The 24,890-nt window shown below is 68.2% G+C and carries 22 protein-coding genes and 1 tRNA gene; 14 read left to right on the plus strand and 9 right to left on the minus strand.

The genetic code is table 11. The features are described from left to right. Window positions 1–6: 6 nt before the first annotated feature. Both NL114_RS18835 and NL114_RS18840 read right to left on the minus strand, forming a co-directional pair. Window positions 7–1,422, minus strand: coding sequence for an oligosaccharide flippase family protein (locus NL114_RS18835; protein ID WP_254822456.1), 1,416 nt, complete (start codon window positions 1,420–1,422; stop codon window positions 7–9). A gap of 1 nt (window position 1,423) precedes the next feature. After that, window positions 1,424–2,812: a sulfatase gene (locus NL114_RS18840; RefSeq protein WP_254822457.1), complete on the minus strand. Its 1,389-nt coding sequence runs from the start codon at window positions 2,810–2,812 to the stop codon at window positions 1,424–1,426. Between the two features lie 90 nt (window positions 2,813–2,902). Between NL114_RS18840 and NL114_RS18845 the strand changes: the two genes are divergently transcribed. After that, a complete protein-coding gene (locus NL114_RS18845) occupies window positions 2,903–3,886 on the plus strand; it encodes an alkaline phosphatase family protein (protein WP_254822458.1) in 984 nt (327 codons plus the stop codon). A gap of 61 nt (window positions 3,887–3,947) precedes the next feature. Here NL114_RS18845 and NL114_RS18850 read toward each other — a convergent pair whose 3' ends face one another. Continuing rightward, complete coding sequence (locus NL114_RS18850) at window positions 3,948–5,405, minus strand: sulfatase-like hydrolase/transferase (RefSeq protein WP_254822459.1); 1,458 nt, start codon at window positions 5,403–5,405, stop codon at window positions 3,948–3,950. 112 nt (window positions 5,406–5,517) lie between these two features. On the opposite strand from NL114_RS18850, the gene NL114_RS18855 reads away from it, so the two are divergent. From NL114_RS18855 to NL114_RS18865, 3 genes are all read left to right on the plus strand, one after another. Continuing rightward, the gene (locus NL114_RS18855) at window positions 5,518–6,423 is read left to right on the plus strand and encodes a glycosyltransferase family A protein (RefSeq protein ID WP_254822460.1); all 906 of its coding nucleotides are present in this window, start codon (window positions 5,518–5,520) and stop codon (window positions 6,421–6,423) included. Window positions 6,424–6,579: 156 nt separating this feature from the next. Further along, window positions 6,580–7,587 (plus strand): TIGR04024 family LLM class F420-dependent oxidoreductase, encoded by a 1,008-nt coding sequence (locus tag NL114_RS18860; RefSeq protein ID WP_254822461.1) that lies wholly within the window; start codon window positions 6,580–6,582, stop codon window positions 7,585–7,587. Window positions 7,588–7,670: 83 nt separating this feature from the next. Further along, window positions 7,671–8,546 carry an SDR family oxidoreductase gene (locus tag NL114_RS18865; protein ID WP_254822462.1) on the plus strand — a complete coding sequence of 292 codons (876 nt, stop codon included), beginning with the start codon at window positions 7,671–7,673 and terminating at the stop codon, window positions 8,544–8,546. A 267-nt stretch (window positions 8,547–8,813) separates the two neighbouring features. Here NL114_RS18865 and NL114_RS18870 read toward each other — a convergent pair whose 3' ends face one another. The 3 genes from NL114_RS18870 to NL114_RS18880 all read right to left on the minus strand — a co-directional run bounded on the left by NL114_RS18870 (window position 8,814) and on the right by NL114_RS18880 (window position 10,380). After that, on the minus strand, window positions 8,814–9,608 hold the full coding sequence (locus tag NL114_RS18870; protein ID WP_254822463.1) for an enoyl-CoA hydratase/isomerase family protein: 795 nt from the start codon (window positions 9,606–9,608) through the stop codon (window positions 8,814–8,816). A gap of 50 nt (window positions 9,609–9,658) precedes the next feature. After that, on the minus strand, window positions 9,659–9,859 hold the full coding sequence (locus NL114_RS18875) for an HVO_0649 family zinc finger protein (RefSeq protein WP_254822464.1): 201 nt from the start codon (window positions 9,857–9,859) through the stop codon (window positions 9,659–9,661). A 68-nt stretch (window positions 9,860–9,927) separates the two neighbouring features. Continuing rightward, window positions 9,928–10,380 carry a hypothetical protein gene (locus NL114_RS18880; RefSeq protein WP_254822465.1) on the minus strand — a complete coding sequence of 151 codons (453 nt, stop codon included), beginning with the start codon at window positions 10,378–10,380 and terminating at the stop codon, window positions 9,928–9,930. Window positions 10,381–10,497: 117 nt separating this feature from the next. On the opposite strand from NL114_RS18880, the gene NL114_RS18885 reads away from it, so the two are divergent. The 3 genes from NL114_RS18885 to NL114_RS18895 all read left to right on the plus strand — a co-directional run bounded on the left by NL114_RS18885 (window position 10,498) and on the right by NL114_RS18895 (window position 12,762). Then, window positions 10,498–10,821 carry an uS10/mL48 family ribosomal protein gene (locus tag NL114_RS18885; protein WP_254822466.1) on the plus strand — a complete coding sequence of 108 codons (324 nt, stop codon included), beginning with the start codon at window positions 10,498–10,500 and terminating at the stop codon, window positions 10,819–10,821. Between the two features lie 143 nt (window positions 10,822–10,964). Beyond that, window positions 10,965–12,305, plus strand: a complete 1,341-nt coding sequence (locus NL114_RS18890; RefSeq protein WP_254822467.1) for an amidohydrolase — start codon at window positions 10,965–10,967, stop codon at window positions 12,303–12,305. A gap of 76 nt (window positions 12,306–12,381) precedes the next feature. Then, complete coding sequence (locus NL114_RS18895) at window positions 12,382–12,762, plus strand: DUF7522 family protein (protein WP_254822468.1); 381 nt, start codon at window positions 12,382–12,384, stop codon at window positions 12,760–12,762. Window positions 12,763–12,776: 14 nt separating this feature from the next. Here NL114_RS18895 and NL114_RS18900 read toward each other — a convergent pair whose 3' ends face one another. Further along, complete coding sequence (locus NL114_RS18900; RefSeq protein ID WP_254822469.1) at window positions 12,777–13,718, minus strand: ferritin family protein; 942 nt, start codon at window positions 13,716–13,718, stop codon at window positions 12,777–12,779. Window positions 13,719–14,199: 481 nt separating this feature from the next. Next, complete coding sequence (locus NL114_RS18905; protein WP_254822470.1) at window positions 14,200–15,354, minus strand: acyl-CoA dehydrogenase family protein; 1,155 nt, start codon at window positions 15,352–15,354, stop codon at window positions 14,200–14,202. Between the two features lie 185 nt (window positions 15,355–15,539). On the opposite strand from NL114_RS18905, the gene NL114_RS18910 reads away from it, so the two are divergent. Both NL114_RS18910 and NL114_RS18915 read left to right on the plus strand, forming a co-directional pair. Next, on the plus strand, window positions 15,540–17,507 hold the full coding sequence (locus tag NL114_RS18910) for a 3-hydroxyacyl-CoA dehydrogenase/enoyl-CoA hydratase family protein (protein WP_254822471.1): 1,968 nt from the start codon (window positions 15,540–15,542) through the stop codon (window positions 17,505–17,507). Window positions 17,508–17,589: 82 nt separating this feature from the next. Further along, window positions 17,590–17,699 (plus strand) — tRNA-Glu (locus NL114_RS18915). Between the two features lie 179 nt (window positions 17,700–17,878). Here NL114_RS18915 and NL114_RS18920 read toward each other — a convergent pair. After that, window positions 17,879–20,296, minus strand: coding sequence for a hypothetical protein (locus tag NL114_RS18920; protein ID WP_254822472.1), 2,418 nt, complete (start codon window positions 20,294–20,296; stop codon window positions 17,879–17,881). A gap of 116 nt (window positions 20,297–20,412) precedes the next feature. Here NL114_RS18920 and NL114_RS18925 point away from each other — a divergent pair, with 116 nt between their 5' ends. The 5 genes from NL114_RS18925 (at window position 20,413) to NL114_RS18945 (ending at window position 24,783) form a co-directional block, all read left to right on the plus strand. Beyond that, on the plus strand, window positions 20,413–20,616 hold the full coding sequence (locus NL114_RS18925; protein WP_254822473.1) for a hypothetical protein: 204 nt from the start codon (window positions 20,413–20,415) through the stop codon (window positions 20,614–20,616). A 135-nt stretch (window positions 20,617–20,751) separates the two neighbouring features. Further along, a complete protein-coding gene (locus NL114_RS18930) occupies window positions 20,752–20,946 on the plus strand; it encodes a hypothetical protein (protein ID WP_254822474.1) in 195 nt (64 codons plus the stop codon). A 63-nt stretch (window positions 20,947–21,009) separates the two neighbouring features. After that, a complete protein-coding gene (locus NL114_RS18935; RefSeq protein ID WP_254822475.1) occupies window positions 21,010–21,726 on the plus strand; it encodes a DUF7117 family protein in 717 nt (238 codons plus the stop codon). A 182-nt stretch (window positions 21,727–21,908) separates the two neighbouring features. Then, the gene (locus tag NL114_RS18940; RefSeq protein ID WP_254822476.1) at window positions 21,909–24,146 is read left to right on the plus strand and encodes an LVIVD repeat-containing protein; all 2,238 of its coding nucleotides are present in this window, start codon (window positions 21,909–21,911) and stop codon (window positions 24,144–24,146) included. Window positions 24,147–24,216: 70 nt separating this feature from the next. After that, complete coding sequence (locus NL114_RS18945; RefSeq protein ID WP_254822477.1) at window positions 24,217–24,783, plus strand: halocyanin domain-containing protein; 567 nt, start codon at window positions 24,217–24,219, stop codon at window positions 24,781–24,783. The last annotated feature ends 107 nt before the right edge of the window (window positions 24,784–24,890 follow it).

Below are 24,890 nucleotides of genomic sequence, written 5' to 3' on the forward strand. Positions count from 1 at the left end.
CGGGGCTCAGCCTGCGGCCGACCGGACCAGGTTGCCGAACTTCTCGCGAACGCGGGGCGAGACGCCCAGCAGACAGCCCACGTACACCAGAACACCGACGAACACCAGTCCGATAGTCGCGTACTGGGAGCCCGGAGCGACCCGACGAAGCAGGAGTACGGCCCCGGCCATCACGCCGCTCGCGACGACCTGTCGACTGAACTCCCGGAACGGCAGGTCTGGAACTCCCATGACCGCGACGAGCCCCCAGTAGGAGAGGACGGCGGTCACGCCCGCGGAGACGAGTGTGGCCACCGCAGCGCCGAGCCAGCCGTACGTCGCGACCAGAACCACGTTCAGAACGAGATTGAGCGCCACGAACGCGAGATTGATACGGAACGCGATGTCGGGGCGGTCGACCGCGTTCACCGCGTTGAGGAACTGCTCACCGTAGACCGCGAGGAGCCGTGCCACCACCAGCAACACGAGGACCTCGACACCCTGCGTGAACTCCGAGCTGTAGATTCGGAGGACCCGCCGGCCCAGAACGGCCGCGCCGAACAGGCCCGGGATGATGAACACGCCGGCGAACACCAGCCCCTCGTTGAGGTAGTGGTGGATGCGCTCCTCGCTGTCCTCGCGACCGCTGAGTTCGCTCATCTCCGGGAACAGCGTCGTCTGTACGGAGACGGCGACGAGGGCGAACAGCGACGCGAGGTTCCAGGACACCTCGTAGACACCGATGAGCGTCGGCGAGACGAACACCGCCAGCACGATGGTGTCCATCCAGCCGAACGCCCGTGTCTTCAGCTTCCCCAGCCAGGCGTAGCGCGCGTAGGACAGCAAGCTCTGCCCCCGCTCACGGCTCGGCCGACCGATGACGACCGTCGACAGCACGGTCCCGACGACGACCGCAAGCAGCGTCGCGACCACGTGCCCGGCGATGAGGGCGGCGACCCCGAACCCCGCGACGACGGCTCCGATGTGGATGCCCGAACGGACCACCCGCTCCAGCGCCTTGATCCCGCCGGACCATCCAACCCGCTTCTCGCCGTTCAGTACCGCTACGACGGTCACGAGGCCGATATTGCTGACGACGAGGGCCGTGACCAGCCCACCGACGGGCGCACCGACGTACGACTCGACGAACGGCCGGGCGGCGAGGAGCACGACCGCGATGACGGCCGCCAACAGCCCGTTCACCAGGACGGCTGTGGCGACGATGCCCTGCGAGTCCGTCGCCTCGCTGAGCCGCTTGGTCAGCGCGTCACCGATGGCGTTGGCGGGAACGTTCAACCAGAACGTCAGGGCGACGGCGACCGCGTACAGTCCGAGGACGTCCGCACCACCGAGTCGGGCGATGGCGAAGGTGGCGGCGAACCCGGAGACCGAGACGGCGACCTGCGAGAGGAAGTGGAGGAACGCGGTTCGACCCAGCCGCATCTCACTCCACGTACCCGAGGTCGGACAGTTGGCGGCGCATCGCGTCGTCGAACTCCGCGTCGCGGCCCTCGCCGACGGGTGCGCCCTCGGTGGCCAGCCACTCGTCGAGTCGCGCTGCGAGGTCGGCCGCGAGGTCCGGCTCCGAGTCGCTTACATCGGTCGTCTCGTCGGGGAGCGCCAGCAGCTCCGACCGGCCCTCGCTCCGCTGGTAGCGGTGGGTCTCCGTCCGGAGACCGGTCAGCAGCGACTCGTGGAACCGTGAGGTGTCGAAGGAGGCGTCGTGTTCGAGGTACAGGTCGAAGTTGGCCGGGCCGCGCTGGCTGATGGCGAACTCACGAGCCTCCTCCCGGAGGTCGACCCCCTGGACGCCGTCGGTGTCGGCGCCAGCCGCTTCGAGGAGCGTCCGCATCAGGTCCGTGTGCTGGACGAGGTCGTCGTCCTCGACAGCGAGGTCGTCGAGGCCCGTGGCGACGAGCGGGACGTTCACGAGTGCGTCGTCGACGACGAGGTTGTGGGCCAGGAGGCCGCGGTCACCGAGCATCTCCCCGTGGTCGGCGGTGACGACGAAGACGGTCTCCCGGTCGGTGTCCAGCCCCCGCACCCTGTCGTGGAGGCGGCCGATGCACTCGTCGGTGTACGCCACCTCCGCGTCGTACATCGCGAGCAGTGCCTCCCGCTCGCGCTCGGTCAACGGGTCACCGCTCGCCACGCGAGCGTGCATGTTCCGGTGGGCGTCCATCGCGATGTCGATGGCCTCCTCGGCCGTCGCGTCGATGTCCGCCGTGTACCGGTCCTGCCACGGCAGGGGTGGGACGAACGGTCGGTGCGGCTCGTTGTAGTGGAGGTAGTAGAAGAACGGCTCCTCGCCGGCGAGGTCGTCGAGCCATCGCTTCGCGATGTCGTTCATCAGGAACGGGGTGGCGTGCTTCGCCGTGTCGGTGGTGAGCCCCGCGGAGTGTCGACGGATGTTGAGGAGGTACTTCGCGAGGGTCCGTGGGCCCGCCGCCGAGAGCAGCGTCGAGGCAGCGATCCACTCGAACCGGTCGAACCCGCGGTCCATCCCGGTCGCTTCGCTCAGGTGGCCGTTCCGGGACAGACAGGCGGTTCGATAGCCGGCGTCGTCGAACCGTTCGGCGACCGTCGGCAGCTCCGGCGGGATGGTCTCCCCGTCGACGCCGACCGTGTTGTGCGATGGGTACGTTCCCGTGAGGATACTCGCGCTGGAGGGCAACGTCCAGATACCGGCGGCGATACAGGTCGAGAACGACCGGCCCGCCTCGGCCATGCGCTGGAGGCGCGGGGTCGTGTCCCGGTCGTGGCCACCCATCGTGGTCCGGTCCTGACGGACGCTGTCGAGGGTGACCCAGACGACGTTCGGCCGGCTGTCCATGGCCGGCGTTGACTGCCGGGATTACCAAACCTTTCCATCTCCGCGGCCGGTCCCGTCAGAGTCTTGCCCGCACGCGCCGGACGGCGAGCCATGACGCTCGTCGTCCTCGGGCTGGACGCCCTCGACCCGGACCTCGTCGACCCCGACGAGCACCCGAACCTCGCGCTCGATGCCCGCCGCACCATCGACACCATCGACAGCGTCGCGGGCGAGCCGAGCACCCACGAGCTCTGGCCGACCATCATCACGGGGCTGCGCCCGCCCGAGCACGGCCTCGAACTCGAGGACGGCGTCGCCTGGGGGAACCCGCTGCTGGAGTTCGGGAGCGACGTGGCAGACCGCGTGCTCCCCGACGGGCTCCAGAGCCGCATCGGCGCCTGGCTGCTCACGAACACCGGGACCGACGCCTTCCGGACGCCGGCGACCTACTACGCCGAGCACGGCCTCTCGACGGTGTTCGACGGGCGTGACGCGCTCGCCATCGGCGTGCCCAACTACGTGACCGACCCGGACGCCGAGGACCGCGAGCACCAGCTCCGGCGCAACCTCGGCGACCTGTTCGAGCGCGACCCCGATGCCGTCGGGGGACACGTCTCCTCGGCGCCCCGCGAGTTCTACGAGCAGTGCCTGGAGATGCTGATGATCCGGCTGGCGCGCACGCGGCGGGGGCTCCGCAGCGGGACCCACGAACTCGTGTTCGGCTACACCAGCGGTCTGGACCTGGTCGGCCACATCGCCTACGAGGAGCCGCGCCTGCAGGACCGCTCGTACGAGGAGGCCGACGCGTTCGTCGGCGAACTCCGTGCGGACCTCGGCGAGGACGACGAACTCCTGCTCGTCTCCGACCACGGCCTGCAGGACGGCGTCCACACCCACGAGGCGATGGTGGCCGGGACCAGCGAGCGACTGGTCGCCGACATCGACTCCGTGACGGACGTGCGGGCGGCTATCGACACCGAACTCGACGCCAACGACCACACGCCCGCGGACCCGTGGGCCGGGTCGGAGGCGAGCGGGCACAGCGAGCAGTCCGACGTCGTGAAAGAACAGCTGGAAGACCTCGGATACATGTGAATATCCAAAATTAGTGAATAACCCCCCAATATTGTCACAGAATCAAATTATTATCGACATATTACGCGTAGCCCAGGTCCTCCAGCCGGTCGGCGACCGCGTCCGACACCTCGCCACCGGCCTCGCCGACGCCCGCGTCGGTCAGGGCGTCGACGATCTCGGCCGCCGTCGCGGTCTCGCCGTCCACGTCGTACGCGGTGAGTGCATCGCGGACGACCTGCGTGGACCACGTATCGCCGATACGGGTCGCCTTTCTGACGACGCCTGGCTCCTCGGTCGCCCGGTAGACGGCGTCGCCGCCGGCCTCGTGCGGGCCGATATCGTCGACGTATTCGGCGGCTGCGCTCCGCATCGGCCCGTCGAGTCCCGTCGTGGCGGCCAGCACGGGGCCCTCAGGAGCGAACGAGGTCGCCTCGCCCTCCCGCGTGCCGTTCACGACCTCCGGGAACCGTGTCAGGGTCGCCGGGGGCGTCTCTCGGACCGAGGGCGGTGTCACTCCGTCCGGATAGCGGACCACCAGCGGGACGTGGAGCAGTGGCTCGGCGAGGCCGCCGTTGCCGTGCCCGACGGCTCGGTGTCCCGGCCGTGACGGGTCCGGTTCCCCGAACCCCTCCCCATGGTCGCTCGTGACGACGACGAGCGTCTCGTCGAGGACACCCCGGTCCGCGAGCGTCCCCAGGAGGTCCCCCATGGCGGCGTCAGCCTGTCGGATGGCCCCGTTGTACAGCGCCTCCAGCGCGCGGCGCTGCCACCAGGGACGCTGGCCACCGACGAACTCCCAGGCGTGGCTGTCGATGTCGGATTGCAGGTCCCGGAGTCGCTCACCGCCCCACTGGTCGAACTCCGGCCGTGGCTCGTACGGATGATGGGCGTCCATCAGGTTCACGCAGGCCGCCCAGGGGCCCGTCCGGTCCGCCGTCCATTCCAGCACGCGGTCGGCGTACACGTCACCCCCTGTTCCGGGGCGGAGGCCGGCCGGGAGGCGCTCGGCGACCGCCGGCAGGTCCCGCTCCAGTTTCTCGAAGGCCCCGTTGACGAGCCCCTGGGCGGGCCGGTCGCTCTCGAGACAGTGCTGGACGTACGCGAGGAACGAGCCGGTCCCGTGCTGGCGGACGAACTCGCGCGGGTCACCCGCCGCCGGGTACGGGAGGTCGATACGGCCCGCTACGGTCCCGAACGCGTCACGGAGCCCGACGTCGACCTCGGTCAGGTACGGGTTCGAGGAGAAGACGCCAGTCTCGTAGCCGGCGTCGGCCAGCGTCTCCCATATCGTATGCCCCTGCTGGAGCCGCTGAGCCCGGTCCGTGATGCCGTGTTCCCGAACGTGGAGGCCCGTGAACATCGAGACGTGGCTCGGGAGGCTCCACGTCCCCGGCGCCCGGGCGTTCGTATAGCAGACGGCGCGGTCGCGCTCCGCGAACGCGTCGAGATGCGGCGTCGTCGGCTCGGGATGTCCCAGGTGGCCGACGTTCCGCGCCCGGACGCTGTCGAGCACCACCAGAAGGACGTTCGGCTGCACAGCCGTACTCTGCCGACGCCGCACATATTTCCTGCCATCCCTCCCGAACCGCCGGCAGCGTACCTACCGTCGTCCGGAACCGGCTTGTAGCCGGGGGCTGTCCGGTCACGCCATGACGGACGTGGCGCTCGCGACGAAGGTGTTCTCGCGGGCGGACAAGCTCGGGGAGCTCCTGAACTCGGCCGGCGCCGCCGGACTGGACGCGGTGTACGTCGCCGACGACGGCGAGCCGAGCGACCGCAAGGACGAGCTGTACGCCGCGGAGTACCCGTTCGACCTGACCGTCCTCGACCTGCCGTACGACGCCGGGCTGGGACGGGGCCGGAACCGCATCGTCGAGGCGTCCGACGCCGAGTACCTCCTCGTCGTCGACAGCGACCACCGCGTCCCGGGGAACGTGGACACGCTGGTCGCCCAGGCCGAGGCCCGGCCGGACCTGGGCGGCATCAGCGGCCTCCTCTACGAGGACGGCAAGATACGGGGCACCTGCCACGACCTCCACGAGCGCGGGGACCTGCTGGTCCGTGACGTTCGCGAGGACAAGAAGGTGGAACTGGTAGCGGGAGCGCCGCTCGTGGAGTTCGATTTTCTCCCGAACGTCGTGCTCCTCCGGCGCGAGTGCCTCGAGGAGCAGGCCTGGGACGACGAGTACGTCATCGGCAAGGAGCACCTGGACTTCTACGTCGCACACGCCGAGCGGACCGACTGGGAGTTCGCCGTCTCGCCGACCGTCCTGTTCGACCACCGGCCCGGCGGTGACGAGGGATACGTCTCGAACCGCGAGAGCGCGGCGAAACTCGAACACAGCAAGGAGTACTTCCTCGAGAAGTGGGACTACCGCCAGGTCCTGCTCGGGCAGACCGACTGGACGGATGCGACGCGCCGGCAGGGCACGACCGACCACCTCGTCGAGTGGGGCATCAAGCGCGCGTTCCTCTCGCTTCCGCCCGCGGTGCAGGCGCCGCTCATGGACGCTCGCGACGCCGTGCGACGACGACGGAACCGGCCGCCGCTCTGAGCCGGCGCCACGCCGTCTTCCACGCGTGTAACTCCATCCGATACATCACCGAGTGCCACGAAGGCCGTGTGTCCGCGGCGGGCGGTCGGCCCTCCGAGTGACCCGGGACCCCGTCGCGGACGAAGCTTCAAGTGACGGCTCCCCGACTCGGTGGGCATGACCTTCGACGCGGCACTGGACGGCACGCTGATGCTGTCGGATCACTCCAGTATCGACGAGGCCGTCGCGCAGGCGCAGCGATACGAGGACCACGGGTTCAGGCGCGTCTCGATGGGCGAGGTGACCGGGTGGAACATCGTGCCGGTGCTGACGGCCATCGCCCGTGAGACCGGCATCGGCATCTCGAACGACGTGTTCTCGCCGCCCTCGCGCTCGCCGGCGATGCTGGCACAGACCGCACTCACCCTCCACGAGGCCAGCGACGGCGACTACCGGATGGGGCTGGGGCCGTCCTCGCCCGCGCTGGTGGAGCGGTGGCACTCGGGCGAGTTCGAACCGGCGCTCCGCCGCACGCGCGAGACCATCGACATCGTCCGCGCGGTGTACGAGGGCGGGAAGGTCGACTACGACGGCGAGGTGTACGAGCTGGGCGGAATGGGGTACGACCGGCAGGTCCCCGACGACCCGCCGGCCATCGACCTCGCGACGCTCGGGCCGAAGGCGGTCGAGATGACCGGGCGGTTCGCGGACGGCTGGGTCCCGCAGCTGTTCACCGCCGACGGGCTCCGCGACCGGCTGGCGGACCTCGAACGCGGCGCCGACCTCGGTGACCGCTCCGTCGACGACGTACGCGTCGCGCCGCTGGTGCGGACGTTCGCCCACGAGAACGGCGACCACGCGCGGTCGATGGCCCGGCAGATGGTCGCGTTCCTCGTCGGCGCGTACGGCCCGTTCTACGGCAACTCCGTCGCCGAACAGGGGTACCCCGACGCCGTCGAGGAGATCCGCGCGGCGTGGGAGGAGAAGGACACGGCCGCGATGGCCGCCGCGCTCCCGGACGAGGCGCTCGAGGAACTCGCCGCGGCGGGGACGCCCGAGGAGGTCCGCGAGCACTACCGCGAACTGGCGAGCGTCGACGGCGTGGACGCCGTCCGGTGTGCGTTCGTCGCGGGGATGAGCCAGGAGGACAAGGAGCGGACGATGGCGGCGCTGGCCGAGCTGTAGTCCGGCGGGAACCGCCATCCCGTCCCCGTCGCGGGGTCAGTGTGAATGAATAGCATTATGCGGAACCCACCTGAACGCCGCCTATGAGTCTCGAGAGGCCGGACCTCGAAGGCAGTACGGCGTTCATCACTGGAACTACGCGCGGCATCGGCAAGTCCATCGCGCTGGACCTGGCCGAGCGTGGCTGCAACATCGTCTCGACCGGCAAGACCAGCGAGAACAACGACTACGGCGAGGACAAGGGTCTCGAGGGAACCATCGAGCAGACCGCCCGCGAGTGCGAGGAGAAGGGCGTCGAGGCCCACCCCATCGAACTCAACGTCCGCGACGAGGAGGTCGTCGAGGCTGCCGTCGAGGAGGCCGTCGACCACTTCGGCGAGGTCAACATCCTCATCAACAACGCGTCGGCCATCCAGCCCGCCAACGTCGAGGACCTGCCCGCCAACCGCTTCGACCTGCTGACCGACGTGAACGTCCGCGGCACGTACATCACCTCGCGGGCGTTCATCCCGCATCTCCGCGAGGCCGACGAGGACTCGTGGATCCTCACGAACGCGCCGCCCGTCCGCACCGACCGGAAGACCGGCGGCTCGGCCTACGCGTGGTCGAAGATGGGGATGAGCTTCATCACGCTCTCGCTGGCCGGCGAGCTGGCCGGCGACGACATCGGCTGCAACTCCTTCTGGCCCGTCACCGCCATCGACACGCGCGCGACCCGGCACTTCGGCATGGGCACGGAGGACGACTGGCGGACCCCGCAGATCGTCTCCGACACCGTACTGGGCATCCTGAACGAGGACCCCGCCGAGTTCACCGGCAACGCGGTCTACGACGAGGACTTCCTCGTCGAGAAGGGCATCACGGACTTCTCGGAGTACAACCTGACCGAGGGCGACCCGCACCCGATGTCGGCCCAGATGGTCGACTCCGAGTACGAGCGCCCGGCTGAACTGCAGTAACGGCACCGACACGCTGTCTCGCTGTTCTGGAGAACCCACCTCCCCGGTCGCGCACGGACACCGGTGCGTGGACCGGTACGTGATCGAAGGCGATTATCGGGTCGATAAGCAAGTGGTCGGGCGAAGCACGTCGAGCTATGTCCAGCAGAACCGACGAAGCCCACTGCCCGCGCTGTGACCGCACGACGGCCGTCCACACCGACAAGCCGTGGCTCGGGTCCGTGTGTCTGGAGTGTGGCGCGACGGTCTGACCGCTCTCGAACCGCGCTACTCCCCCTCGAACTCGGGGTCGCGCTTCTGTGCGAACGCCGTGATGCCCTCGAGGTGGTCGTCCGTCTGCGCGCAGTCGGCCATCCCCTGTGTCTCGTGAGCCAGTTGCGTCGGCATGTCGTTGGCGTACGACTCGTCGAGCAGCCGCATCGTCCGGCCCAGCGCGACCGTCGGCCCCTCGGCGATTCGGCCGACGACCTCGTCGAGGCGGTCGTCGAACTCGTCCTCGGGGACGGCCTCCGTGGCGAGTCCACGCTCGGCGGCCTCGGCCGCACTCACCTGCTCGTTGAGGAGGACGAGCCGTTTCGCCTCGCGCCGGTTGACCGTGCGCGGGAGGTAGAAGGTGGAGCCACCGTCACCGGTCATCCCGATTCTGGGGTAGCCGTACTGGAAGTAGGCGTCCTCGGAGGCGATGGTGTAGTCGCCGGCGATGGCCAGCGAGAAGCCCGCGCCGACGGCGGGACCGTTGATACCCGTGACGACCGGCACCTCGGCCTGGTGGAGGTGGAGCATCGCGTCGTGGAGGACGGCCGCGCCCTTCCGGAAGCCGCGGGCGGGCGTCGCCGCATCGGCGCTCCCGAGGTCCAGCACGTCGCCGCCGGCGCAGAACACGCCGTCGGAGCCGGTCAGGACGAGACATCGGGGCCGGTCGTCCTCGAGCTGGACGAAGATGTCGGTCAACTCGTCGATCATCGTCCGGTTCATCGCGTTCATCTTGCTCGTGCTGTCGATGACGACGTGCCGGACGCCGTCCTCGTCGGACACGCGGAAGTTCTCGAATTCGTCGCTCACGACCCGCTGGTCATCCCGAGGATACGTAGCCTTTCGGGGGTCGCCGTGGCTTACTCGCGAAGCCGGAGCGTCCGACTCGCGACCGCGTTGCAGGACTGGCAGGTCCGCTGGTAGCGAACCCGGCCGCCATCGGTTTCACAGCGCCACTCGGCCGCGTCGCTCCCGCACTCCGGACAGCGGGACTCGGTCTCGGTCAGTCTGTCTCGCAGCCGGTCGAGCGCCGTGATGCCGGTCGGGCCTTGCACTGCCATGGGTTGTCATACACCATCGACCGTGATAAATCGAACGGGCGCCCGTATCCTCGGGCCGAACGGCCGTCTCACGGTCCGTATCGGACGAGGAAGCCAGCCAGCAGCACTCCGACGCCCCCTACCTCCGCGACGACGAGTGCGACCATCGCTCCGGTCACCAGGCGCGGGTCGAGTTCACGGTCGCCCAGCACGTGCGGCCGGGCGAACTGGTTGTTCGTGTCCTGCAACACGCCGTGGATAACGTACGAGGCGACCGCGCCGGCGAAGAACACCTGTGGGAGCACCACGGCCGCGACGGTGACCGGTTCCGAGAACGGCGCGACGGCGGCGAGTTCGAACAGCACCAGCGCCGCGAACGAGTAGAGCAGCGACGCCCGGTGGGCGATATCGACGTACGTGGGGGCACTGGCCGCCCCGTCGGCCGTCGCACGGATATGGGCGTACTTCCAGACCCCGGTCAGGAGCCCGACCAGCAGGAACGACCCGCTCCCGAACAGGGCGAGTTGCGCGGCGGCACGCATACCCGACCCTGCGAGGGCCACCGCCTCAACCTGCCGGTTGCGGGCGAGGCCCGTCAACTGCTCGCGCACCGGCTGGCAACCGAACCCGTTTTGTCCGCGCCCGGACCACGGACGGGTATGCCGTTCGTGACTCGGCTCACGCTCCAGTCCGGGGACCGCGAGACACTCGAGCGGGTCGTCACCGACATCAAGGAGCGGGCCGAGCGCAAGGGCGTCGAACTCCGGGGGCCGAACCCGGAACCGCAGCGTGACGTGACGGCGCCCCAGTACCGCCGGCTCGACCCCGACGGCGGCCGGTTCGAGGGCTGGACGTACCCGGTCTACGTCCGCTCCATCGTCATCGTCGGCTACGACGACTTCGCACGGAACGTGGCCGGCGCCGACTACCCGTCGAGTATCCACATCGAGGCGGACATCGAACAGGTCAGCAACCCCGGCTGAGCCACCGGGCAGAACCGGGCGACAGGTACGCGAGTTCGTGACACCGACAGCGCTCCCACAGCCCTGCGCTCGACGGTTCGTATCGGTATCGCCGCCGGCTACCGCTCCGAGCGTTTAACCACCCGGCCGACCAGCGGACGGGCATGAGCGAGAGTCCCACAGGTCCGGACGGTGAGTCACCGGACTCCGGCCCCACGGCCCCCGACCACCTCGTCGCCCTCCGGCGTGACCTCCACCGGCACCCGGAGCCCGCATGGCGGGAGTTCTATACGACCGCGCGCATCGTCGAGGAGCTCGAACGTATCGGCGTCGACGACCTCTACCTCGGCCCGGACGCCATCGACCCCGAACATCGAGTCCAGGTCCCCGAGGCTGCCGAACTCGCAGAGTGGCGCGAGCGGGCCCTGGAGGCAGGTGCCGACCCGGACGTGGTCGAGCAGCTGGGAGCGGGCGTCACCGGCGCGGTCGCGGTCGTTCGGCAGGGCGACCACGAGAACGGACCCACCATCGCGCTCCGCGTCGATATCGACGCACTCCCGCGGGCGGAATCGACCGACGACGACCACTACCCGGCCCGCGAGGGGTTCCGCTCGGAGACGGGCGCGATGCACGCCTGCGGCCACGACGCACACGCCACGTTCGGCGTCGGCGTCCTCGAATGGGTCAGAGCGAGCGACTTCGAGGGGACGCTGAAGCTCCTGTTCCAGCCCGCAGAGGAGGTCATCGGCGGCGGGAAGCCGCTGGCGCACTCCGGGCATCTCGACGACGTGGACTACCTGCTCGCGGTCCACGTCGGACTCGACCACCCCACCGGTGAGGTCGTCGCGGGCATCGATGGGTTCCTCGCGGTCACACAGCTCCGGGCCGAGTTCATGGGGGAACCCGGTCACGCCGGCGCGCATCCCGAGGAGGGCCGCAACGCCGTGCAGGCGATGGCGACGGCGGTCCAGAACCTGTACGCCATCCCGCGACACAGCGACGGCGCGACCCGGGTCAACGCGGGGCAGGTGGGCGGCGGGTCCGCCTCGAACATCATCCCCGAATCGGCGCACATCCAGGGCGAGGTTCGCGGTGAGACGACCGAGCTGCGGGACTACATGCTCGACCGAGCCGAGCGCGTCATCGAATCCGCGGCGACGATGCACGAATGCGAGGTGGCCATCGAGAACGAGGGCGCCGCGCCCTCGGCGACGAGCGACGAAGCGCTCGTCTCGCTGGTGCAGGACGTGGCGAGTGGCGTCGCCGGCGTCGACTCCGTCGTCTACCGTGACGACCTCGGCGGGAGCGAGGACGCGACCGAACTGATGCGCTACGTCCAGGAGCGTGGGGGGCAGGCCGCGTACGTCTGTGTCGGCACCGACCATCCCGGCGGACACCACACGTCGACGTTCGACGTGGACGAGCGCTCGCTCCCCATCGGTATCGACCTGCTGACCGATGCGGTACTGCGTATCGCCCGGGAGCGACCGACACGGGCCGAGTAACGGCGGCTTCCCCGTCCTGCCAGGAACCGGCCGGGTGGCCCGTGGTGTTTTGTGTCGGGGAGGGATATCGCCCGCTATGACGATGGCCGACGCCGAGCAGCTGGCCAGGTTCTGCCGGGAGCAGCTCGGCGACGAGGTGCGCGCGGTCGGCCTCGTCACCGACGGTACCGTCGAGCCCACCTACATGCGCGACGACCTGCAGCGCCGGTACACGAAGAGCGAGCTGGACGGGCTGGAGGACGCGGCCACGGAGACCGCCGGGGCGCTCCACGGCCTCAACACCTACCACACCTCTCTGGGGCAGTCCCACGCCGGCCTGTTCGCCTTCGAGGATGCGTTCATGCTCCTGATTCCCTGTGGGGGCGGGGAGGAGGCCGCGTACGTCTCGCTGGAGCGCTCGGTGAGCGAAGACCTGTCGGCCTTCATCAAGCGCTGTAACGACCAGCTGTTCTCCTGACGGGGGGCAGGGGGTCAGTCGGCCGCCGCGTCGGGTTCGTTCTCCAGTGCCACCAGCTCCTCCACGTCCGGGATTTCGGCGTCCCCCTGGGTGATGATCTCGATACGACGGGTGAGCTTGTCGCGGGAGTAGGAGATCATCGCGCCGGGGTCCGAGATGACGGAGTAGTCGTTGTTGTTCTTCGCGACGTGTACCATCAGGTCCTGCAGGGTGTCACGGACGACCTGCGGGGCGACGACATCGTTCTGGACGAACTCCCGGAGCTTGCGGACACCCCAGCCGACGTGGCGCCCCTCGTCGCTCCGGATGTAGCCGACGCCCTCCAGCACGCCGGGGAGGTGGGGCATCTCCCGGTCGGTGATGTCGCTGTCCTGCTCGCCGTAGATCTCCTGGAAGGAGTAGTAGCCCGTCTGGGCCATCACGCTCTCGACGACGATATGGTAGTGAGCGATTGCACGGGCCATCTGCTCGGGCGAGTCGTCCTCGAGCAGGTGCGCCATGTTGCGCTCGGTCGCGTCGAAGATGTGGGTGTAGGAGTCGTTAAAGTAGTCCCCGTGGGTCGGTGGCGTGACCTCGAAGCCGAGTTCCTCGGCCGCCGGGTTCACGACGTTCCGCCAGTAGCGGTCGAAGAAGGCCGTGTGCTTGGCCTCCTCGTAGATCTGACTGGAGAGGAACAGCTGGTCGTTGATGTCCTCGAGGACGATACTCATCGGCGCGAGGTCCTCGGTCACGGCCTCCTCGCCGGCGCCGAACTGCGCAAGCAGCTGCCGGAACTCGTCGAACTCGGCCTCGCTGGGTTCGTCGGCTACCAGCCGCTCGAGGTCCGTCTCCAGCTTCTCTTCGGGGATATCCTCGTACGGGTCCCAGTGGTTGTAGACGGCGTGCCGGAAGTAGCCCCCTGCGAACGAGTCCGGGTCGAGCCGCATCTCCCGCGAGTCGTCGGCGTACCGTGACATGACACCACAGCACACGACCTGAAGAACCATGTAGGTACCCCGCCGCGAGCGAGGCCCGTTTATTACTGGCCCACTGAAGTGATATAGCGAACAGGCGGCACCGCTCCCCGCGCCGGACCGTGGTGCCGCACTGACGGAACCGACCAGCCAGTGGCGTCCTGACTGTTCGGGTCGGCGGTCCGGCGATGGCTCGTCAGGTCACGCGGGGCGTTGGTCGCGGATTCGTACTTGAATCTATGCCTGGAGGACAAAGAGAAAATCCACAGAATATACTCAGTATTTCGTATATATCTCGATAATGTCCGGAAATGCTGGAAGCTGCTCGGTGTATCGTAGTCTGTGCTCTGCATCCGCGAGCGCGCCTCCGGCGCGCGAGCGGATCACCGGGCCGAGCGAAGCGAGGCCCGGCTTTTTTGGTGCAGATTTTTTGGCCGAGTGGTTCCGCGCCTCCGGCGCGGAACCCGAGGCGAAAAAAGGTGCGTTAGAAGCCCTTGCCCTGCAGCTCCCGAGCGATGATGTTCTTCTGGATTTCGGTGGTGCCCTCGTAGATCTGGGTGATCTTGGCGTCGCGGTAGAACCGCTCGACGTCGAAGTCGTTGACGTAGCCGGCGCCACCGTGAATCTGGACGGCCTCGTTCGCGACGTCGACGGCCACGCGGGAGGCGTACTCCTTGGCCATCGACGCGAGCTTCGTGACGGGCTCGTCGGAGTTCTCCACGGACCAGGCGGACTTGTAGGTCAGCTGGCGGGCCGCCTCGAGTTTCGTGTGCATGTCGGCGAGTTTGTGCTGGATGGCCTGGAACTCGCCGATGGGCTGGCCGAACTGCTCGCGCTGCTGGCTGTACTCCAGCGCGCGCTCGCAGGCACCCTTCGCGATACCGACACCCTGCGCGGCGACGCCGGTTCGGGTGGCGTCGAAGAACTGCATCTGCTGCAGGAAGCCCATGCCCTCCGTCCCGATGAGGTTCTCCTCGGGGACGCGGACGTCGTCGAAGATGAGCTCCGCCGTGTCCGAGGCGCGGATGCCCATCTTCCCGGTGATCTTGTCGGCCTCGAAGCCGTCGCGGTCGGCCTCGATGACAATCTGGCTGAAGCCGTTGTAGCGGCCCTCAGCGTCCGGGTCCGTCTTGCACAGCGTCGTGAAGTAGTCACCGACGGTCCCGTTGGTAATCCACATCTTGTTGCCGTTGATGACCCACTCGTCGCCATCCTTCTCCGCGCGCGTGGAGATGGAGGAGACGTCGGAGCCGGTGTCGGGCTCGGAGATGGCCGCGCCGGAGATGGCGTCGCCGGCGGCCACGTCGGGGAGGAACCGCTCCTTCTGGTCCTCGGTCCCGAACTCGATGATGTTCTCGGTCCCGAACGAGCAGGCCATGATGGAGAGGCCGATGCCCGGGTCCGCCGCGAACAGTTCCTCGCCGACGAGGATGTTGTCGATGGGGTCGTAGCCCGCGCCGCCGTAGTCCATCGGGATGGACATCCCGATGAGGCCCATCTCGGCGGCTTCGTCCACGATATCGTGGGGGAACTTCTCTTCGACGTCGTACTCGACGGCGTTGGGTCGAATCTCGTTGTCGGCGAACCGCTTGACCTCCTTCTGGAGTTGCTCCTGCTCGTCTGTCAGACCGAAGTCCATAGACACGCTGCAGAGGTACATGGTTGTAAACCCTTCGAGTGCCGTTGACACGCAACCCGTCTCACGGCCTGCAGCGGCGGTCAGCAGGCGCGATAGGGGACTACCCCACCCTCACACTGACGGGTGGGGTTATGGCCTATCGAAAAGGAACGTTGAAACCCGACCCGTGGGACCACACACCTGTTATGGAGTTCGACGAAATCGAGACGATTGCCGTGCTCGGCGCGGGGAGCATGGGTCACGGTATCGCGGAGGTCGCTGCGCTCGCGGGGTTCGACGTGAACCTGCGGGACATCAAGGAGGAGTTCGTCCAGAACGGCTACGAGCAGATCGAGTGGTCGCTCGAGAAGCTCGCCGAGAAGGACCAGATCTCCGAGGACGAGGCCAACAGTGCCATGGACCGCGTCGAGCCGTACGTCGACGTGGAGGCGGCCGTCGGCGAGGCCGACTTCGTCATCGAGGCGGTCCCGGAGAAGATGGAGATCAAGAAGGACGTCTACAGCGACGTCGAGGAGCACCTCCCCGAGGAGGCCATCATCGCGACCAACACCTCCTCGCTCTCCATCACGAACCTGGCCGAGGAGACCGAGCGTCCCGAGCAGTTCTGCGGGATGCACTTCTTCAACCCGCCGGTGCGGATGCAGCTGGTCGAGGTCATCTCCGGCGCGGAGACGGCCGACGAGACCCTCGACGTGACCGAGGAGCTCGCCGAGGCGTTCGGCAAGACCCCCGTTCGCGTCCGCAAGGACTCGCCCGGCTTCATCGTGAACCGCATCCTCGTCCCGCTGATGAACGAGGCCTGCTGGATGGTCTCCGAGGACGAGGCGACCATCGAGGAGATCGACTCCACCACGAAGTTCGACGTCGGCCTCCCGATGGGCGCGTTCGAGCTGGGCGACCAGGTCGGTAACGACGTCACCTACCACGTCCTCGAGTACATGCACGACGTGCTCGGTGACGCCTACGAGCCCGCGCCGTTCCTCGAGGAGACCGTCGAGGCCGAGAAGTTCGGCAAGAAGACCGGCGAGGGCTTCTACGACTACGAGGACGGCGAAGGCGTCGACGTCCCCGTCGACGCGGGTAACGAGGAGATCGAGAACCGCCTGCTCGCTGTGATGGCCAACGAGGTCGGCAACCTCGTCGGGCAGGACGTCTCGAACCCGCGCGACATCGACCAGGCCGTCATGCTGGGCGCCGGCTACCCCGAGGGCCCCGCGAAGATGGCCGACGAGGCCGGGCTGGAGACGCTCGTCGAGCACCTCGACGAGAAGTACGAGGAGTCCGAGCACCCCCGCTACGAGGTCAGCGACGGCCTCCGCGAGGCCGCCAAGGCCGGCGGCTTCCACGACGCCGACGACGAGGAGGACCTCGAGGAGTTCGAGACCATCGAGCTGGAGTACCCCGGCGACATGGTCGGCCACATCAAGCTGTCCCGTGAGGCCCGCATGAACACGGTGAACCCGCAGATGCTGGAGGACCTCTCCGACGCCGTCGACCTCTTCGAGGAGGACGACGACGTGCGCGCCATCCTCATCACGGGCAAGGGCCGCGCCTTCTCCGCTGGTGCCGACGTCACGGGCATGGCCTCCAACGCCGACCCCATCTCCGCCATCGGGCTCTCGCAGAAGGGCCAGTCCACGTTCGGCAAGCTGGAGGGGTGCTCGATGCCGGTCGTCGCCGGCATCGACGGCTTCGCCCTCGGCGGCGGCTTCGAGATGGCGATGTGCGCCGACATCCGCGTCGCCTCCGAGCGGTCCGAGCTGGGCACGCCCGAGCACAACCTCGGTCTGCTGCCGGGCTGGGGCGGCACCCAGCGCCTGGTCGACATCGTCGGCCTCGGCCGCGCGAAGGAGATCGTCTTCACGGCCGAGCGGTTCGACGCCGAGACGATGTACGACTACGGCTACGTCAACGAGGTCGTCGACAACGAGGAGTTCGAACAGAAGGCCCACGAGTGGGCCGCGGACCTCGCCGGCGGGCCGCCGATCGCCCAGCAGCTCACGAAGCGTGCGATGCTGAAGGGTCTCCACGACCGCGAGGCCGGACTGGAGCTGGAGAGCCAGGCGTTCGGCCACCTCATCAACACGGACGACCTCATGACGGGCATCACCGCCTTCATGGGTGACGAGGAGCCCGAGTTCGAGGGCAAGTAGAGCGCCGACGGGGCGTCTCGACCCGACGGCAGCGTTCCCGAACCGAACCCGTTTTATCCCCGCAACCGGAACCTGCGACTGCGCTCCGGTGGTGTAGTCCGGCCAATCATGTTGGCCTTTCGTATCGGCTCGCTGACATATCGGCGCCGGTGAAGAAAGCCGACGACCAGGGTTCAAATCCCTGCCGGAGCATTGCAGTCTCGCACCGCGGAGCGGTGCGAGCGAAACGCGCACGGCGGATCTGAGCAAGCGAGTCGCAGCGCGCGAACGAAGTGAGGGCGACCGTCTCGCCGTGTTCAAATCCCTGCCGGAGCATTTCTCCGCGGACGCTGTTCCAAGAGCGGTAGGGCCGTCCAGGGCCCCAGGCGGCGTCAGTTACCGTCCTCGTCCTCGAGGACGACCGTGATGGTCTCGTCCTGAGCGACGCTGTACGGGATACCCTCGGCGTCCACGGCGTACGTCAGCCCGACGGTGACCGTCTGCTGGTCGGGCGTCTCGCCGTCGGACCGGTCCCGGCCGAACTGGGATTGGGAGACAGCCAGGCTTGCGACGGCGAAGCTACCGTTGGGTGCCTCGCGGACATCGAGGGTCTGGATGTCCGCCGTCGAGCGACCGGCACCGATGCCCGCACCGGACCGCAGCGAGCCGGTATCGAGCGCATCGGTCAGTTCGAGATCCAGCCTGAGCGCTGGCTGTCCTCGTCGTTCCGCATCGATTCGGATGGCGCGCAGGCCGGCGTCCGTGCCGGCGAGCGTCAGGTCCGTCGTGGCCGTGCCGTTCTGCGGGACGCTCAGCGTCCGGTTCACGGGTGTCAGCGTGACGTTTCGCTCTTCCGTCACGACGACGAGCGTGGCCGTCGCCGGTTCGGTGGCGTCGGCGGTCCGGTTACCGGTGAGCGTCACCTCGTAGAGTCCGGCCGGGAGCGCACCGGCATCGAGCGTGAGGTTCCGGTCATCACGGAGTTCGACCGTGCCGTACGCACGGTCGCCGACGGTGAAGACGCGGTCATCGTCGACCCGCTCGTCGGCGCCGGGGGCGAGCGCGTCCGCAAGGGTCGCCTGCCCGACGCTGGAGCCGTTCATCCGGGCGAGTCCGACGCGGGCGGTCATGCTGGCCGGGTCCGACTCCACGCGAGCGTGCAGGAGCCGGTCGCCGGCGAACGTCTCGAGAACCGACCGCCGGGGCTGGATACGCCAGATGTCCTGCTCCGCGAGCGTGAACGCAGCCGCCCCGGGGTCCTCGACGAGTTCGTAGCGCCCGTCGTCGATACGGTACCAGAAGCTGCCGGGCGCCCGGAACGCGTACTTACCGCTGCGGAGCGTTGCGGTCTCGAACGCCGGGACGCCCTCGGTCGTGGGGCCGACCCGGCGGACGAGACGGGGCTGGTCGAACTCCGTGTACTCGCCCGGGAGCTGATACAGCCCGTACGTGCGGTTCGCGTCTCCGGGGAGCCGGAGGTTCTCGCCCCGGTAGAACGTCCGGTTCGACGTGACCGTGTCGTGAACCGGCCAGTCGGGGGCGGCCGGGCGCGGTAGGTCGACGGTCCGCGCGATACCGGTTGCGGTTCGGTTCTCGCGGTCCAGCGCGAAGCCGTAGAGGTCGACGCTCCTGTCGCCGGTCGGAACCGGACTCGTGAGTCCGCGCTCCGCGGCGACGGCGCCGGTGGCCACCTCACCCTCCGCGGTGACGTGTGTCAGGACCGTCGAGCGCGCGCCGGTTCCGGTGTCGCGCGTCGAGAGCAGCAGGATGCCACGGTCCGTCGCGACCGCGGTTCTGGGGTACTCCCGGTCGGTCGTCCCGTAGGTGCGGCTCCAGCGGACCGTTCCGTCGGCGTCCAGCCGCGCCACCCACGGGTCACTCCCGCTGAATCCACGGACCTCCGCGCTTCCGGCGACGAGCAGGTCACCGTCATCAGCCGGCGTGGCACCAACGATTCGCCGGTCGCCGGTCGCGAAGGTCTCGTTGCGGACGATATCGCCGTCACCGTCGAGCCGGAGGTACCAGCCACGTCGGAACTCCCGCTGCCCGACAACGACCAGTCCGCCGTCGTCCGTCTCGGCCAGCGCACGCGGGACGCCGCCACGATACGTCCGGTCGCCGAGGAGTGTACCGTCATGCGCGAACCGTGTCAGACGGGCTGCGGGCGGCTCCGAGTCGACGGTTCGGGCGAGCGCCACGCCGTCGTCGGTCGCCACCAGCACCGGGCCTCGGACGACGCTCGTGGCGTTGCCGAGCGAGCGCTGCCAGGCCAGGTCTCCATCCGCGGTGATGCGGCGCAGGCGGAGCGTCGGTGGTGTCTCGTCCGAGGCCGGACCGGGGCGGCCGCTCACTTCGAGCAGGAAGGCGCCGGGCGAGTCACCGCTGACGACGGCTGTCACACGGCGGGATTCGTTGGGGCTTCCGAACGAACGGGTCCACCGGACCGTCCCGTTCGGGGCGACCCGGGTGACCGTCGAGTTCGTCTCGCGGAGACCGATGGCTCCGACCAGATACCGGCCGCCATCGGTCGCCGGAGCAGCATCGATGATACCGCCGACGCCAGGGACCGTACGGGTGTCGTTCGCTGCGCCCCCGGCATCCCCAGCGGCACCGCTCCCGCCGGCGCCACTCTCGACGCCACCGGAGGCACTGCCACTGGCACTACCAGCGGCACTACCGTTCCCAGCGCCGTCCGACCGGGTGCCACCCGCGCCATCACCGCTATCCGGAGGGACCGCCGCCACCGCGGCGACGGGACTCGTGACGAGCAGTACAGCCACGACTACTGCGGGGACCAACCGCCTGAGCATACAGGGAGATTCTGCCGGGCCGTCTGCTATCAGCCTTCCGGTCTCGCGAAACGGAGTCCGTACGAGCGAGGCTCCGACGGGAAAGTTTGACATACGTTGCCAACATACATACCGACATGTCGAAATCCGACCCCGTGACGCCCATCGAGCACCGAGCGGCCGTCTTCATCGAACAGACGGGGGGATACGTGGATATCGAGCAGGAGTTCGGCGACCACACGAAGTACACGCCCGAGGAGGCACGAGAGATCGCCGAGGAGATCCTCACGGCGGCCGAGGCGGCCGAGGCGGACGGCAGCGTGCGCGTCGACGACCCCTGATACCGACCACCTGTACGACTACTACCGAGGATTCGAAATGTACGACGGTCGTATCGGCTCAGAAATTATTGTACGTCTGTTCTCTTCCGACTACTCTGGATAAGTTTGAAGAGATATCGGGTCGAGGGAAGATGTATGTCGAAGTCCCGGTCCGTGACCTCGCTCGAACAGCGTGCCCCGATATACATCGACCCACGAGAGCGGTACGTGGACATCACCCAGCCCCGAGGGGACCGGACGAAGTACACGCCGGCGGAGGCACGGCGGCTCGCAGCCGAGCTCCTGGCGGCAGCTGAGGAGGTGGAGGGAGGCGGGACGGTCGAGCAGTAGCGACACGCTCGGGAGCCAGGTCCGAACTGAGAGTTTTTCCGCTCGTGCCGCGTACGCCGCCACATGAAGATCCGCGGGCAGCGCGAGTGCAAGGACTGTGGCACGCGGTGGGCCTACTACGAGACCGGGAGCGTCGACTGTCCGTCCTGTGGGAGCCTGCGGTCGGTCGGTGTCGAGGACGACCGGACCCTCCACACGGCGACCCCGCGGTCGTTGAACCTCACGCCGGCCCGTGACGAACTGGAGGCGGGGAAACCTCCCCGGCAGGTCGCCGAGACCGCCGCGGGGATCGCCCGCGAGTTCACCCGGGGGTACGGCTTCATCGACGCGGGGGCGTTGCAACCACTGTCGGACCGCTATCTCGCGGCGATGGAGCTTCGCCACGTCGGAAGCGAACTCTCGCGCCATCGCGCCGTCGACGAACCCGAGGAGTACTACCTCCTCTCGCTATTGCAGGGCGACGTGTCCGAACGACCTGGGCCTGAGGCGGTACCCGACTCGTTGCGGGCGGCTCGCGGTCTCGCGTACGCCACCGCTATCGAGGCCTATCGTGGGGACCTCAGAGAGTACCTCGAGGAGCATCCCGACCCGGACGTGGCCGACGTACTCGGGCCGCTGGACAACCATACCAAGCGGATGCAGGCGCTCGACGGCGACGTTCCGCCGGAGGACGCCGAGGTACTCGTGGTGGCGACACGGGAGCTGTGGCGGTATCTCACGGAGGACGACGAGACCGCCCTCGTGAACGCCCAGGACCGGCTCCGCCGACTGTCCGGGTGAGCGCCCAACGGGCAGGTTACAGTTCACTCTCTTCGATTCCAGGCCGGGAGGAATCCAGCTTCTGCTGGCGGTCGCCAGCGATGGCCCGATACCACAGAATGTACGTTCAGCGACTGTAACGTTGGTTTGGACGGGTCTGTCAGAACCCCTTTTGAGGTACGTTCGGGAGTTGCGGACACGCTATGTCAGGGAAGGACGATCCGAAGCTGTCGGACGCGACGCGGCGGGCCGTGCTGAAGGGCACCGCCGGCGCACTCGGTGTCGGCGCGATGGGCACCGCGAGTGCTCACGAGTGGGGCGACGAGAGCGGCCCGGCCGGTGAGAACACCTGGACCAGCCAGCGGGAGAACTCCCGCGGGGAGACCGAGGGCGCGAAGGTCGTCGGCTACCACGCGCTGGGCGACGCCGACACCGCGAACCCGGACCCCGAGGCCGAGGCACAGAACCCACACTACGGGGGCATCACCGAGATCCGCACCCACGGAGACTACGCCTACGTCGGGTTCTTCTCCTCGGGGTCGGAGACGCCCGGCCGCGGGATGGCCATCCTCGATATCTCGGACTACAACCGCATCCCGGCCGATGCCCCGAAGCCCGAGCAGGAGGCGATGCTGGAGAACGCCCAGATCTCCGTCGTCTCCTTCCTCCGGAACAACACCGCCTCGGCGTCCGTGATGGACGTGAAGGTGAGCGACGACGGGAACTACGTGTTCCTCTCCACGCAGCCGTATCAGCAGCTGTTCGGCTCCGCGAGCGGGAACACACAGGACCCGACGGTCATCGAGGGCTTCGACCCCACGCCGAACCTGGAGGACGAGGGGGCCACGACGCAGGTCGCGGGCATCGTCGCCGTCGACGTGACCGACAAGTCCAACCCCGAGGTGCTGAGCAACTTCTCGCTGGAGGGGTCGGGTTCGCACAACGCCTACCATCACCGCATCGGCGGCGACGACTACATCTTCGCCATCAACGACTCGGGCAACCTCGCCGGCGCCGGCGAGGGGATGTTCGTGCTCCGGTTCGACCGCACGACGGGGACGCTGGAGCTGGTCAACCAGTGGGAGTACGAGCGCAACTTCGCCCAGGGCGAGGCCGGGGCGCAGAACGTTCAGGGCGGCGCGTACATCCACGACATGGAGGTACAGGACGACCCGCGGACCGGCACGCCCGTCGTCTATCTCGCCTACTGGGGCCGCGGGATGTGGGCACTCGACGCCTCCGACCCGTCGAACCTGGAGGCGCTCGGGCAGTTCGAGATGGGCTCGGCACACTTCGCCGCCCCGGCCCCGACGCTCGTCGACGGCAAGCGCGTCGCCGTCGCCAGTCAGGAGGTGCCCGCGAACAGCAACCACACCGGCCGCGTCTACCTGGTCGACTGTGACGGGCTGTTCGAGAGCGACCCGAACTTCGACTCGGTACCCCGCGAGAACGGCGTCGTCCAGATGGGCGAACTCGACATGTGGGAGTGGCAGAACGAGTACGAGAACCCGATGAAGGCCAACACGGGCACCGACACGACGAACGATGACAGCGACATCGACTTCGGCCCGTACGACTTCTCGCTGTCACCGCACAACTCCGACTTCGCTCGCCACATGGACCGGAGCGGGAAGGAGTCGTTCTGGATCCACCAGGCCCACTACGGCGGCGGCATCCAGTTCCTCGAGGTCGTGCCCGGCGATGACGACGGGCTCGTGGGCGAGGACGCCCGCTTCCAGGAACCTGTCAAGGACGCCGACGGGAACGAACTCTCCGGGGCCGCCGCACCGCACAACACGACCGACTGGCGCATCGTGAAGCGGGGCTACTCCCGGCCCACCTACGACACGCCGAAGGACTCCCGGCTGGAGGGGCTCAACTACATCACCCCGTTCGTCTGGGGGGCGTCCGAGTCCAACGGCATCACCTTCGCCTCCGACATCAACCAGGGCGTCCACGCGGTGAAGGCCGACGGCATCCCCGTCGGTGGCGCCGACCCGGTCGCGAACGTCTCGCGGGAGATGGACGGGCAGGTCTTCCGCAGCGGCGACACGAACCAGGTCGACCTCACGCTCGAGTTCGCGGACCGGGACCTGCTGGTCCGCGACCGCCTCCCCGAGGGCTGGTCGTACGCGGGCGGCGACGGGACGGACGTCGAGGTCGGCGAGGACACCTTCGTCCAGTTCTCCGGGACGCAGTCCGGTGACGATGCCATGCGGTACTTCGCCGACGCGGGCGGCAGCGGCGGCGGCAGCTTCGGCCCGATGCAGGTGAGCGACGACGGCGGGGAGACGTGGCACACCCTCGCCGGGAGTTCCCAGAGCGTCTATACCCTCGGCGGCGGCCTGACGCTCGGCGCCGCGGGCGGGGCCGCTGGCGCCCTCGCCCACCAGCGTGACCGACTCGGCGACCGCGTTCGGGATCTACTCGGTGACGACTGAGACAGTCGCCGAAGCGGCAAACCCCACCCCCTGACGCCCCCTTTTCAGGGCTCGTCTCCTACAGGTACTCATGGAACGTACCACCAGACGGCGTGTACTCGCGACCACAGGCTCGGCGCTCGCGGTCGGGCTCGCCGGCTGTACCGGCGACGGCGGAGATGGCGGTGACGGCGGTGGTAGCGACGGCGGAGATGGTGGCAGCGATGGCGGTGACGGCGATGGCGGGGATGGCGGCGGTGGTACCTCGCTCGATGTCTCCAGCGAGGCGCAGACCCGCGTCGAGAACTTCCTCACCGCCGAGCCGTCGGCCAGCAACTACGACGGCACCATCGCGGCGGCCGGCGACGGGACCGTGATGGTCGGCGCGGAGGGGAACCAGGGCAACTACGCGTTCGCCCCCGCCGCCATCGCCGTGGAGACGGGAACGACCGTGAACTGGGAGTGGACCGGGAAGGGGAACCAGCACAACGTCGTAGCAACCGGTGATTCGGACTTCGCGCTCGACAGTGGCAGCGCGAAAGCGGACGACAGCTACGAGTTCACCTTCGAGGAGGCCGGAGTCGCGCTCTACGAGTGCGTCCCGCACAAGTCGCTCGGCATGAAGGGCGCCGTCGTCGTGGTCGCCTCCGGCGGCTGACTGGAGCGTATCCATCTGGCCGAAGTGATTTTCTACAAACATATCCATTTCGCCCCCAATGTGAATTTCTTCTGGACAGTGGCTTCTATTACCGCACAACCAGGTCA

The sequence above is a fragment of the Haloglomus halophilum genome, assembly GCF_024298885.1.
Classification (GTDB): domain Archaea; phylum Halobacteriota; class Halobacteria; order Halobacteriales; family Haloarculaceae; genus Haloglomus; species Haloglomus halophilum.